Here is a 13009-nt window from a genome sequence, read left to right on the forward strand (position 1 = left end):
CACATAGTGATTCTTTCTAAAGTAAGAAATGGTTAAGTTAGAAAGGGCGCACGGTGGATGCCTTGGCACTAGGAGCCGATGAAGGACGGGACGAACACCGATATGCTTCGGGGAGCTGTAAGCAAGCTTTGATCCGGAGATTTCCGAATGGGGAAACCCACTGCTCGTAATGGAGTAGTATCCATACTTGAATACATAGAGTATGAGAAGGCATACCCGGGGAACTGAAACATCTAAGTACCCGGAGGAAGAGAAAGCAAATGCGATTCCCTAAGTAGCGGCGAGCGAAACGGGAACAGCCCAAACCAAGAGGCTTGCCTCTTGGGGTTGTAGGACACTCTATACGGAGTTACAAAGGAATGATATAAGCGAAGAGGTCTGGAAAGGCCCGCCAGAGAAGGTAACAGCCCTGTAACTGAAATGTCATTCCCTCCAGAGTGGATCCTGAGTACGGCGGAACACGTGAAATTCCGTCGGAATCCGGGAGGACCATCTCCCAAGGCTAAATACTCCCTAGTGACCGATAGTGAACCAGTACCGTGAGGGAAAGGTGAAAAGCACCCCGGAAGGGGAGTGAAATAGATCCTGAAACCGTGTGCCTACAAGTAGTCAGAGCCCGTTAACGGGTGATGGCGTGCCTTTTGTAGAATGAACCGGCGAGTTACGATCCCGTGCAAGGTTAAGCAGAAGATGCGGAGCCGCAGCGAAAGCGAGTCTGAATAGGGCGCATGAGTACGTGGTCGTAGACCCGAAACCAGGTGATCTACCCATGTCCAGGGTGAAGTTCAGGTAACACTGAATGGAGGCCCGAACCCACGCACGTTGAAAAGTGCGGGGATGAGGTGTGGGTAGGGGTGAAATGCCAATCGAACCTGGAGATAGCTGGTTCTCTCCGAAATAGCTTTAGGGCTAGCCTCAAGGTAAGAGTCTCGGAGGTAGAGCACTGATTGGACTAGGGGCCCCTACCGGGTTACCGAATTCAGTCAAACTCCGAATGCCGATGACTTATCCTTGGGAGTCAGACTGCGAGTGATAAGATCCGTAGTCGAAAGGGAAACAGCCCAGACCGCCAGCTAAGGTCCCAAAGTATACGTTAAGTGGAAAAGGATGTGGAGTTGCTTAGACAACCAGGATGTTGGCTTAGAAGCAGCCACCATTTAAAGAGTGCGTAATAGCTCACTGGTCGAGTGACTCTGCGCCGAAAATGTACCGGGGCTAAACGTATCACCGAAGCTGCGGACTGTTCTTACGAACAGTGGTAGGAGAGCGTTCTAAGGGCTGTGAAGCCAGACCGGAAGGACTGGTGGAGCGCTTAGAAGTGAGAATGCCGGTATGAGTAGCGAAAGACGGGTGAGAATCCCGTCCACCGAATGCCTAAGGTTTCCTGAGGAAGGCTCGTCCGCTCAGGGTTAGTCGGGACCTAAGCCGAGGCCGAAAGGCGTAGGCGATGGACAACAGGTTGATATTCCTGTACCACCTCCTCACCATTTGAGCAATGGGGGGACGCAGGAGGATAGGGTAAGCGCGGTATTGGATATCCGCGTCCAAGCAGTTAGGCTGGGAAATAGGCAAATCCGTTTCCCGTAAAGGCTGAGCTGTGATGGCGAGCGAAATTTAGTAGCGAAGTTCCTGATTCCACACTGCCAAGAAAAGCCTCTAGCGAGGTGAGAGGTGCCCGTACCGCAAACCGACACAGGTAGGCGAGGAGAGAATCCTAAGGTGATCGAGAGAACTCTCGTTAAGGAACTCGGCAAAATGACCCCGTAACTTCGGGAGAAGGGGTGCTTCTTAGGGTGTTAAAGCCCCGAGAAGCCGCAGTGAATAGGCCCAGGCGACTGTTTAGCAAAAACACAGGTCTCTGCGAAGCCGTAAGGCGAAGTATAGGGGCTGACGCCTGCCCGGTGCTGGAAGGTTAAGAGGAGCGCTTAGCGTAAGCGAAGGTGCGAATTGAAGCCCCAGTAAACGGCGGCCGTAACTATAACGGTCCTAAGGTAGCGAAATTCCTTGTCGGGTAAGTTCCGACCCGCACGAAAGGCGCAACGATCTGGGCACTGTCTCAACGAGAGACTCGGTGAAATTATAGTACCTGTGAAGATGCAGGTTACCCGCGACAGGACGGAAAGACCCCGTGGAGCTTTACTGCAGCCTGATATTGAATGTTGGTACAGCTTGTACAGGATAGGTAGGAGCCTTGGAAACCGGAGCGCTAGCTTCGGTGGAGGCATCGGTGGGATACTACCCTGGCTGTATTGACCTTCTAACCCGCTGCCCTTATCGGGCAGGGAGACAGTGTCAGGTGGGCAGTTTGACTGGGGCGGTCGCCTCCTAAAATGTAACGGAGGCGCCCAAAGGTTCCCTCAGAATGGTTGGAAATCATTCGCAGAGTGTAAAGGCACAAGGGAGCTTGACTGCGAGACCTACAAGTCGAGCAGGGACGAAAGTCGGGCTTAGTGATCCGGTGGTTCCGCATGGAAGGGCCATCGCTCAACGGATAAAAGCTACCCCGGGGATAACAGGCTTATCTCCCCCAAGAGTCCACATCGACGGGGAGGTTTGGCACCTCGATGTCGGCTCATCGCATCCTGGGGCTGTAGTCGGTCCCAAGGGTTGGGCTGTTCGCCCATTAAAGCGGTACGCGAGCTGGGTTCAGAACGTCGTGAGACAGTTCGGTCCCTATCCGTCGCGGGCGCAGGAAATTTGAGAGGAGCTGTCCTTAGTACGAGAGGACCGGGATGGACGCACCGCTGGTGTACCAGTTGTTCTGCCAAGGGCATCGCTGGGTAGCTATGTGCGGACGGGATAAGTGCTGAAAGCATCTAAGCATGAAGCCCCCCTCAAGATGAGATTTCCCATTCCGCAAGGAAGTAAGATCCCTGAAAGATGATCAGGTTGATAGGTCTGAGGTGGAAGCGTGGTGACACGTGGAGCTGACAGATACTAATAGATCGAGGACTTAACCTATATTCTAATGTGAAGCATGAACGTTGTTATCTAGTTTTGAGAGAACATTCTCTCCATCAGGTTTGGTGGCGATAGCGAAGAGGTCACACCCGTTCCCATACCGAACACGGAAGTTAAGCTCTTCAGCGCCGATGGTAGTTGGGGGTTTCCCCCTGTGAGAGTAGGACGCCGCCAAGCTTTTTGTTTATATCCTTCCAATGGAAGAAGTTACTTTATCATTCCGCAGTAGCTCAGTGGTAGAGCTATCGGCTGTTAACCGATCGGTCGTAGGTTCGAGTCCTACCTGCGGAGCCATGCTTCCATAGCTCAGTAGGTAGAGCACTTCCATGGTAAGGAAGAGGTCAGCGGTTCGAGCCCGCTTGGAAGCTTTCCTCTAATAATAATGGTAAATCTTAAGGTTTCTCGATGATGAGAAGGCTTTTTTTGTTTGTTTTAAATTAAATTGAACTCGCTCGATTACGAGTAGACTGATGTAAATAGAAAAATGAATGGATCGATATGAATGGAATATTTTTGTATTAGCTTTCTATATAACCCCTCTTTTTGTTCTTGATTCTTCAGCTGATTTCTTTTATTCTTACTAAAGTGATAAAAGCCTCTCTAACAAAAGACTCTGTACGTTCCTCTTTTTCCCCGAAAGTAGTGTTGTTTGTTTTTCCTTTCTTTATCTCCAGGTTTCGTTGTTCTTCTATTTCGATGTACGGTATGTATATAAAAAGGAGTAGATGGTTTGAAAGATTTATTTGTAAAGCAAGAATGGTTTGGATATGTGCGCCAGGATGTATTGGCGGGTATTTTAGTGGCCCTGGCTTTGATTCCTGAGGCCATTGCGTTTTCGATTATTGCGGGCGTTGATCCGAAGATCGGATTATATGCTTCGTTTTGTATTGCGATTGTGATTTCGTTTGTTGGTGGACGGCCAGGCATGATTTCAGCTGCTACAGGTGCAATGGCCCTGGTCATGGTTAACTTGATTGCAGACCATGGATTGCAGTATTTGTTTGCAGCTACGATTTTAACAGGTCTGATTCAAATTGTATTTGGGTTGTGCCGTGTTTCTCGATTGATGAAATTTATTCCTAGGTCCGTGATGGTAGGTTTTGTGAATGCATTGGCGATTATGATCTTCATGGCTCAGCTTCCACATTTCGTTGGAGAATCAATGGCTATGTTTATGATGACGGGTGGTGCTTTGCTGATCATTTATGTATTGCCGATGATCACAAAAGTAATCCCTTCTCCACTCATTGCGATTATTGTGATAACGATGATTGCTGTATTTGGGCATATTGATGTCAGAACGGTCGGAGATATGGGAGAGCTTCCTAGTTCTTTGCCTGCTTTTCTTATCCCAAATGTGCCGTTTAGCTGGGAGACACTTGCTATCATTTTTCCTTATTCTTTAGCACTTGCGATGGTTGGTTTACTTGAATCTCTTTTAACAGCACAGATTGTAGATGATATGACGGAGACGTCTAGTCGTAAAAACAAAGAAGCGAGAGGCCAAGGAATCGCCAATGTGGTTGCGGGATTCTTTGGAGGTATGGCTGGGTGTGCGATGATTGGTCAATCTGTGATTAATACAAAGGCTGGCGGAAGAGGCCGGCTTTCTACCTTTGTAGCAGGTGCATTTTTAATGGTGCTGATTTTTGTATTGGGTGATGTGGTGGTTCAAATTCCGATGGCTGCTCTTGTGGCTGTGATGATCATGGTTTCGATTGGTACCTTTGATTGGAGTTCATTCCAGCAGCTAAAAAAGAACCCGAAAACAGATTCTATTGTGATGCTTGTCACGGTCGTGACTGTGGTGTTGACTCATGATTTATCAAAGGGTGTTTTTGCAGGTGTGCTGCTTAGTGCGGTTTTCTTTGTGGCTAAAATATCAAAGCTTCATATTACCTCTACAGAAAGCCAAGCAGGTACTTGGGTTTACCGAATTAAGGGGCAAATTTTCTTTGCTTCAGTCACTGACTTGATTTCAGCATTCCATCAGGGGAAAGATCTTCAATCCGTTGTGATTGATTTGTCTGAAGCGCGTATATGGGATGAATCAGGCGTGGCAGCAATTGAACGTGTGAAGGAAAAATATCGAGCAGCTGGTGTGCAAGTAGACGTAGTTGGAATGGATACATCTAGTCAAAAGCTTGTGAAGCAGGTGATGGGTTCTTAAAAAGGTCTTTCTGTTTGTTACAATAGAAAAGGGAAGAATGTGAAGGATGGAGGTGGCCGGCATGCTTGTGCGTTTGAACCAAGTGCTCGGCCGGATGATGCCGCTCATTACGCCTATTAGTGTGTTAATTGGTGTATTATTGGCGGCCTATTTAAAGGATTTTGCGTTTTTGGTGCCATGGGTATTTGCCGTTATGACATTTGCAGGGAGTTTGTCTGCTTCTTTTTCAGCTTTAAAGCATACGGTGATGCACCCATTGCCTTTGATTTTATCGTTTATGATTTTGCATGTATTGATGCCCCTTTATGCTTGGTCAGCGGGGCATTTGATATTTGCGGGTGATTCCATGACGATCACCGGCTTGACACTTGCGATGGTGATTCCGACAGGTGTTTCTAGTTTAATTTGGGCGGCGATGTATAAAGGAAATGTTGGGTTAACCTTATCCATCATTTTAATTGATACACTGCTTTCGCCAATTATCGTGCCGGCCAGCCTGTCACTCTTCGTCGGTACACAGGTTCATATGGATATTGTGGCCATCATGAAAGGGTTGTTTGGTATGGTGGTGCTTCCATCTATTTTAGGAATGCTCGTTCATCAGTTTGCAAAGCCAGCGGTGACGAAAACGATCAGCCAGACCCTATCACCTTTTTCAAAAATAGGCTTGTTTGTTGTGGTCTCGATTAACAGCTCTGTTGTCGCTCCATACTTGCGTGAACTGGATGCCGCCATTTTTAGTAAAGCAGCGATTGTGTTTCTCATTGCGATGAGTGGATATGCCTTTGCATGGTTGATTGGAAAGGCGATGAAATGTACTCAAGGGGAGATTGTGGCCATTGTGTATACAGGTGGCATGCGAAATATTAGTGCGGGAGCTGTACTTGCCACTAGCTTTTTCCCGCCTGCTGTCGCTGTCCCTGTTGTGATTGGCATGCTGTTTCAGCAAGTGCTTGCTGCCTTGTTTGGTTTTTTACTCAATCGTTTTGAGCTGAAAACACCTGCTATGACTAAATCTTTATCATGAAAAAACCTCCATCTCAAAGTATGGAGGTTTTTTGCGAGTTAATAGATGAGATATTTTTTCCGTTTCTTTTCGAACGTTTTGAGATCATGATGATAGCGTTTCATGATGTGTTTGACTGAAGTGCCTTTATTGATTTCCTCTTTGACCCAACCATTCCCGATCAGTTTATCAAAGCTGCCTGTTTGAAGGAACTGAAAGTCATTAGGATACAAATCATGGATCGCTTTGATGATGGATAACCCCGTTTTCACAGCTTCAAATGAAGAGCGGTTTGTGACATATAGCTGCACACCGTGAGAAAGAGTCCCGGCATGTTTTGAAAAGGTAGGGGTGAATGAAACGGGTCTAAATTGAACGCCTTTTAGCTTTAGCTGATTTAAATGATCCGCTAGCTCGTTGCTATTGATATATGGAGCGCCAATGAGCTCAAACGGTTTTGTCGTTCCTCTGCCTTCCGAGACGTTTGTGCCTTCAATTAATCCTGTGGCTGGATATACAAAGGTACTATCAACTGTCGGCATGTTAGGTGAAGGAAGGACGAACGGCAGCTTCGTGTCATCGAACGTCATGGATCGCTTCCAATTTTTCATTTTGATGACTGTTACATCAGCATTGATATGAAACTCTTTGTTAAACATATTTGCGAGCTCCCCAGTGGTCATTCCATGTCTTAATGGTATTGGATAAAGACCCACAAATGAGGAGTGTTCGGGTTCTAATACAGGTCCTTCTACTTTTAGCCCGCCTATGGGATTTGGACGGTCTAGGACAACAAATGGGATATTGTTTTCCTTAGCGGCTTCCATCGCGTAGGCCATCGTGTAAATATAGGTGTAATATCGAGCGCCAACGTCTTGAATATCAAATAGCAGCACATCTACATTTTTGAGCATATCAGGAGTTGGTTTTCTTGTTTTTCCATAGAGAGAGTAAACAGGCAGGCCTGTTTTTTCATCGGTATAGGATTCGACGCCTTCTCCTGCTTGTGCATCGCCGCGTACGCCGTGTTCAGGTCCATATAGAGCAGTGAGCTTAATATTTGGATGTTCAAATAGGAGATCGACACTGCTTTTCATGTTTGCATCAACGCCGGTAGGATTCGTAATAAGCCCTACCTTTTTCTCTTTTAGCCATGAGAGATTACTTGAGAGTAATGTTTCGATGCCTGTTTTGACTGCTGCTTTTTTTCCTTTTGTGTCTGTTCGTCCTTGATCTGGGGGGGAGGCGGCGGTCAATGTGCTCATCATGAGAATGCTCGCGAGTATCAAGCTTCCTGTCTTTTTCAAGAGAATCCCTCCTATTTGATCTGTTTCCCTTTCAAGTTGAGCCCATAGCCAAATGGGTAAAGGGTTTGATTCGGATGAGTGACAGATGGGATAGCGACTGGCAATTTCCCTTTAGGTGATGCCGCTCCAAATATCACTTCTAGTCCAGCAGGAATATTCGGTTGGTTGAATTGTCCGTTTGCATAGCCTTTAAAACCGTAAACAGCCAGTAAGGCATCGGCTTCCTCGAAATTAGCAGCATCATATGGGTTTCTAAGACTCATGATGACCATTTTTTTGTTTTGTGATTTTGCTTCTTTCATGACAGCACGAGGGAAGGCGGTTGCCCATTTCTTCGGGTCCTGTACATTGTCATCAATCACGCCATCATTCACAGCTGGGTCATTTTGGACAACGTAAGAGCCGGTAATGACATAGTCAGCATCTTGAATCAGTTTGGCTGTTTCTTTGGAGAAGGTTTTATCTGCAAAAGCGTATGATTGGGTACGTACAGGCTTGATTTTTTTTTGTGTGATCAGAGCTTCTATGGTGACAGACATTGCTTTTGTTTGATCTTCATAGGGTGCCATGAGCACGATTTGGTCATTCTTTTTAGGTTGAAAAGGTAAGGTCTTGTCGTTGTTTTTAAGTAGAGTGATTCCTTCACGGGCTATTTTTTGTTCAGCTTTCCGGTGCGACTTTTTACCAACGAGTTGAGTGGCTTTTTTGATTTTTTTCTCAAGACTTACTGGCTTTTTAGTGGAAATGATGCCGCGCTTGATCTTCAATTGAAGGATTTTTTCGACAGATTGGTTGATCTGAGACATCGGAATTTCGTTTGATAGAACGGCTCGTTTTAAAGCATTAAACACATTTTCTAGGTTTTTCTCGGTTTTTAGAGATGTGACAGGCGCTGGCATGAGGGCAATGTCGACTCCTGCTCTAATGGCCATGACCACGGCTTCTTCCTGTCCGAAGTTATCTGCAATCGCCTTCATATTTAGAGCATCAGTCACAACAACTCCTTGAAAGCCCATCTCTTCTTTTAATAAGTGTGTGATCACTTTTTTAGATAAGGTAGCTGGAACCATGATGTCCTCGCCATCTTTTTTACTTTGATAGGTCGTGTCATCAATGGCAGGAAATTGAACATGAGCGGTCATAACCATATCCGCACCTGCGTTGATTGCTTGTTGAAATGGATACAGCTCAACCTTTTTTAAACGATCTAGGTCATGTTCTACGAGCGGCAAGCCGTAGTGACTATCGACGGCTGTATCACCATGTCCCGGGAAATGCTTTAGTGTGGAAATGGTCTTTTCCTTTTGAAGTCCTTTCATGGTTTGAAGGCCAAGTCTAGTGACAAGTGCAGGGTCAGAGCTAAAGGAACGGACACCAATGACGGGGTTGTTTGGGTTATTATTCACATCAAGAACAGGAGAGAAGTTTGTATTGATACCTAAGGCGTTTAATTCCTTTCCGATGATTTTTCCTGTGTCGTATGCATTTTTCCTGCTTCTAGAGGCACCAATCGACATATTTCCTGGGAAATGTGTTCCCTTTTGTAGTCTTGTGACGATTCCGCCTTCTTGATCAATTGAAATGAGTAAAGGAATATTTGGCGATGCTTTTTGAAATTCATGAGTGAGTTTGACGGTTTGTTTCGTATCAACGACATTCTCTGCAAATAAGATGACACCGCCTAGATGATATTTCTCTACAAGATGGGATACTTCTTGATTCATCTTTGTTAAGCCTTTAGGCGCGGATTCACCTTTTGCTTGCCAATTGCGAAAGTCTGGCATGAGCATTTGGCCAATCTTTTCATCCAGTGACATGTCTTCCACCATTTGTTTTGCGGTTGGAAGAGAGGCAGAGCTAATCTTTTCCGTTGGAATGGAAGAGGTTAGCAGGGCAAAAACCAGAGTAGCGGGGAAGAGAGATTTTAACATCGAATTCCTCCTTTTACTTAAAAGATTCGTAGATTGCGGTCATGATGCTTCCATAAGTACCAGTTGGGAAAAGATCACCTTCGAATTGATTAGGGTTGGTTTCAGGTGAAACGACAGGTGAATGTTTCTTATTTGTCAGCAAAGCGATACCTAGATTGTGTTTTGGATCAATCAACGTCATCGTTCCGGTCCAGCCTGTATGTCCATAGGCTTCGTTACTTGCATATTTTCCAAACATCCATTCCATGTCAGTATTGCCGTTTTTCCGCCAGCCTAGCCCGTAAGTTGGGTTCGTGTCTGAGGATGTTGTAAAGAGATCGATAGAAGCTTGGTCAAAGATGGTTGTTTTCCCATAGCCTCCTTTGTTGAGCATCAGCTGGAGCAGCACCGCCATATCTGAGGTGTTAGAGAAAAGTCCAGCATGGCCGGAGACACCAGCCATTGAGTAATATGCTTTCTCATCGTGTACTTCTCCTAGCAGGGTGTATCGTCGAATGTTTTCAAAATCGATCACACCATCTCGCGTATTGCCTAAACGTTCAGTTGCTGCAAAATGCTTGGGCTTGAATCCTTTTTGCAGCGGATTGAACATTGTATGCTTGAGACCTAGCGGCCGATAGATCGTAGACTCTACATATTGATCAAGAGGGATTCCTGTTTTTTTCTCGATGATCATGCCTAAAAGCATGTAATCAATATCACTATAAATATGCTGGGTACCTGGCTCGTATTGTAGAGGCACCTTAGGCAGCCATTTCATGGTTGTTTGTCTATCTTGAGAGAAAAAAGAGCCAGCTGCTTCTTTGCTATAAAATAAGACACTGGATGGGAGACCGGCAGAATGTGTGAGGAGATCTTTTACCCGAAGCTGATCTTTGCCGGTGACCTTTGCATCTGGTTCATCTTGAAAGTCTGGCAGGATGGATTGTATTTTTTCATTCACATCTAGTTTTTGTTCGTATACGAGCTTTTGCAGGGCATAGTTGGTGGCGTACATTTTTGTATTGGATGCCAGGTCGAACAGCGTGTTCTTTTTCATTTTCTTATACGATTTGAGTTCGTTAGACCCTTCGTATTTTTGCCTGTAGCCATAGGCTTTTTGATGGACGATCTTACCATCCTTGATGATGATGAGCGCGGCTCCTGGAAATCCTGCTTTGATATCGTTTTGAATCATTTGATCAACCTTCCTAAGCTGCCTGGAAGAAAAACCTACTTGTTCTGGTCGTTTTGCTTTTTTTAAGACGGGATATTCTTCAGGTGCTGTTTTAGACAAAGACGATACAGGATGGGAGCTGGTTGCAAATGTTTGTACTGGTAGCCCAAGGAGCATGAACAGACATGTCATCAAAAGAAAACATTTCTTCAAGAGCTAGACCTCCTTATTGATTGGTTTCCTCGAATTCAACAGCCATATCATCATGAAAGCCAAATAAGTATGTGAAGATAAATCCAGCGACATATGCAATGAATAGTCCAATTAAGTAAAGAAGCATTTGATGCGCGTGAACGATAAAGGTTAATGGAAGACCTGATACCCCAATTGCTTTAGTGGCGATTTGGAAGTAGGCTTGAAATGCTCCGCCGATTCCAGCACCGAGACAAGCAGTGAGAAATGGTCTTCCTAGTGGTAGTGTGACACCGAAAATGAGTGGTTCACCAATACCAAGCATTCCTGAAGGAAGTCCACCTGCAATGGCTCTTTTGAGCTTTTTCTTTTTTGTTTTCATATAAATGGCAAATGCCGCACCGACCTGTCCTGCGCCTCCCATAGCGAGAATTGGCAGAAGCGGGTCATCTCCAATTGAATTGATGAGTTCCATATGAATAGGTGTCAGTCCTTGGTGAAGTCCTGTTACTACAAGTGGAAGGAAGGTCGCACCAAGAACAAATCCGGCGAAAATACCGCCCATGTTTAATAGATAAGTGAGTCCTGAGGTGATGGCATCAGATATAAATCCGCCGACTGGCATGAAGACGATGTACGTAAAAATTCCAGTAATGAGTAATGTGATGGTTGGTGTGACGATGATATCGAGTGACTGCGGGACGAAGCGTCTAATTCGGGTCTCAACAAAGGCCATAAAGATGGCGGCAAGAAGAACACCGATGAGTCCGCCTCTGCCTGGTAGAATATTTGTGCCAAATAACATAATATCTGCGGAGGCTGGGTTAATAATGAGAATACCAGCTAAAGCGCCTAATGCGGGAGAGCCTCCAAATTCCTTTGCGGCATTTGTTCCGACTAATATCCCAAGATAAGCGAACAAGCCTGAACCAATAACGGTTAAAATGATCGCAGCTTGAGATTTTGCATCAAGCCAGCCCGCTTGCACGATTGCTTTTGTAATACCAGTAATGAGGCCTGACGCAACCAGTGCTGGAATGATAGGGATAAAAATGCTGGCAATCCGTCGTAAGAACAGCTTGAACGGTGTGCGGTTCTTTTGTGAAATGGCTTGCTTGTTTTTTTGTGCTTCGTTGTTCAAGTCAAATGAACCAGAGGCTTTTAGCAGCTGTTCAAACGCACTTGATACTTGGTTGACAACGCCAGTGCCTAAAATGATTTGAAGCGTTTCCGCCTCGACGACGCCAATGACGCCATCAAGTTCTTTGATCGCTGTGATTTGAACTTTTTCATCATCGATCGGTGTAATTCGGAGACGTGTCATACAATGTGTATGGGAAGAGATATTTTCAGAACCACCACAGAGCGAAAGAATATCTTTCGCTAACTGCTGATATTTCTTTTGATGACTCATGTTGAATCCCCCTTTGGTTTTCGTTTCATGGAGCGGATGGCATGCCTTGTCTTGTCAATATACTGCGCTGTCTCTTCATATTGACGGGAAGCTAAACTGAGGAACAAGACATCAATTAAGTAGAGCTGTGCCATTCTAGAGGAAGTGGCAGCACTGCGAAAAGGTGCTTCATTGGAACCGGACGTCGATAGGTGAACGTCACATAAAGCAGAAACGCTTGTATGACCTGGATGCGTTAAGGCAATGGTTTTCACTTGATTTTCTTTTGCGAGCTGAAGGGCTTGAATGATGTCTAACGTTTCTCCAGAAAAGGATATACCGAAAACAATGTCGTTCTTTCCTGCATTTGCGATGACGGTGGATGCGATATGCATGTCAGTAAAGGCTGTGGCTGCATAATTGATTCTGAGAAATTTCTGCTGTGCGTCAGCTGCGACGATGCCAGATGCACCAACACCGATAAAATGGATTTGATTTGCATGTAGCAGCAATTGAACGGCCTTTTCTAAAGTATCTGCATTTAAAATAGAGGCAGTATCCTTAATCGATTGAATCGAGTTTCCTGCTGTTTTTTGAATAATGGATTGAAGTGGTTCATCTTGTTCGATATCTCGGTAGCCTTGTTTATCGTCATGCATTAAGTCTCCAGCAATCCGCATTTTTAAATCGTGATAGCCATCTAGTCCGAGAGATTTACAAAGGCGGATGACTGCAGAGCTGCTTGCACCGGCTGCCTGACTGATCTCGTGTACTGTGCTCTTAATGACTTTGTCAGGATGGGCAAGGATATAGTCTGCAATGATTTTTTCAGATTGGGGGAGCTTTGCTTTCATTGTGTGTATTAGGGAGAGTCCACCTGCTGACATGAGCTC

General features: G+C 45.4%; 7 protein-coding genes, 2 tRNA genes and 2 rRNA genes. 6 read left to right on the top strand and 5 right to left on the bottom strand.

Going from position 1 to position 13009, the window contains the following annotated elements:
* Nucleotides 1-30 precede the first annotated feature (30 nt).
* The 6 genes from NPA43_RS00975 to NPA43_RS01000 all read left to right on the top strand — a co-directional run bounded on the left by NPA43_RS00975 (nucleotide 31) and on the right by NPA43_RS01000 (nucleotide 6158).
* Nucleotides 31-2961 (top strand): 23S ribosomal RNA (locus NPA43_RS00975).
* 61 nt (nucleotides 2962-3022) lie between these two features.
* A 5S ribosomal RNA gene (gene rrf / locus NPA43_RS00980) occupies nucleotides 3023-3138 on the top strand.
* 42 nt (nucleotides 3139-3180) lie between these two features.
* Nucleotides 3181-3255: transfer RNA gene (locus tag NPA43_RS00985), tRNA-Asn, on the top strand.
* 1 nt (nucleotide 3256) lies between these two features.
* Nucleotides 3257-3329, top strand: a tRNA-Thr gene (locus NPA43_RS00990).
* Nucleotides 3330-3691: 362 nt separating this feature from the next.
* On the top strand, nucleotides 3692-5131 hold the full coding sequence (locus tag NPA43_RS00995; protein WP_249704814.1) for a SulP family inorganic anion transporter: 1440 nt from the start codon (nucleotides 3692-3694) through the stop codon (nucleotides 5129-5131).
* A gap of 61 nt (nucleotides 5132-5192) precedes the next feature.
* Entirely contained in the window at nucleotides 5193-6158 is a 966-nt protein-coding gene (locus NPA43_RS01000) for a bile acid:sodium symporter family protein (protein WP_256499225.1), read from the top strand.
* 38 nt (nucleotides 6159-6196) lie between these two features.
* Here the strand turns inward: NPA43_RS01000 and NPA43_RS01005 are convergent, their stop codons facing one another.
* The 5 genes from NPA43_RS01005 to NPA43_RS01025 are packed head-to-tail and all read right to left on the bottom strand — an operon-like array spanning nucleotide 6197 to nucleotide 13003.
* On the bottom strand, nucleotides 6197-7444 hold the full coding sequence (locus NPA43_RS01005; protein WP_099726245.1) for an exo-beta-N-acetylmuramidase NamZ family protein: 1248 nt from the start codon (nucleotides 7442-7444) through the stop codon (nucleotides 6197-6199).
* An 11-nt stretch (nucleotides 7445-7455) separates the two neighbouring features.
* Nucleotides 7456-9375: a glycoside hydrolase family 3 protein gene (locus tag NPA43_RS01010; RefSeq protein ID WP_230031190.1), complete on the bottom strand. Its 1920-nt coding sequence runs from the start codon at nucleotides 9373-9375 to the stop codon at nucleotides 7456-7458.
* A 13-nt stretch (nucleotides 9376-9388) separates the two neighbouring features.
* Nucleotides 9389-10744, bottom strand: coding sequence for a penicillin binding protein PBP4B (gene pbp4b, locus NPA43_RS01015; RefSeq protein ID WP_256499226.1), 1356 nt, complete (start codon nucleotides 10742-10744; stop codon nucleotides 9389-9391).
* A gap of 13 nt (nucleotides 10745-10757) precedes the next feature.
* A complete protein-coding gene (locus tag NPA43_RS01020) occupies nucleotides 10758-12137 on the bottom strand; it encodes a PTS transporter subunit EIIC (RefSeq protein WP_099726242.1) in 1380 nt (459 codons plus the stop codon).
* The gene (locus tag NPA43_RS01025; RefSeq protein ID WP_099726241.1) at nucleotides 12134-13003 is read right to left on the bottom strand and encodes a MurR/RpiR family transcriptional regulator; all 870 of its coding nucleotides are present in this window, start codon (nucleotides 13001-13003) and stop codon (nucleotides 12134-12136) included. The genes NPA43_RS01020 and NPA43_RS01025 overlap by 4 nt, the downstream gene beginning before the upstream one ends.
* Nucleotides 13004-13009 lie beyond the last annotated feature (6 nt).

Origin of the sequence: Bacillus pumilus (assembly GCF_024498355.1) — a bacterium.
Lineage (GTDB): Bacteria > Bacillota > Bacilli > Bacillales > Bacillaceae > Bacillus > Bacillus pumilus_P.

Bases quoted from the DNA above. Each gene is read 5' to 3' on its own strand.
- NPA43_RS01000 (WP_256499225.1), top strand. From the start codon at position 5,193: ATGCTTGTGCGTTTGAACCAAGTGCTCGGCCGGATGATGCCGCTCATT.
- NPA43_RS01010 (WP_230031190.1), bottom strand. From the start codon at position 9,375: ATGTTAAAATCTCTCTTCCCCGCTACTCTGGTTTTTGCCCTGCTAACC.
- NPA43_RS01020 (WP_099726242.1), bottom strand. From the start codon at position 12,137: ATGAGTCATCAAAAGAAATATCAGCAGTTAGCGAAAGATATTCTTTCG.
- NPA43_RS01025 (WP_099726241.1), bottom strand. From the start codon at position 13,003: ATGTCAGCAGGTGGACTCTCCCTAATACACACAATGAAAGCAAAGCTC.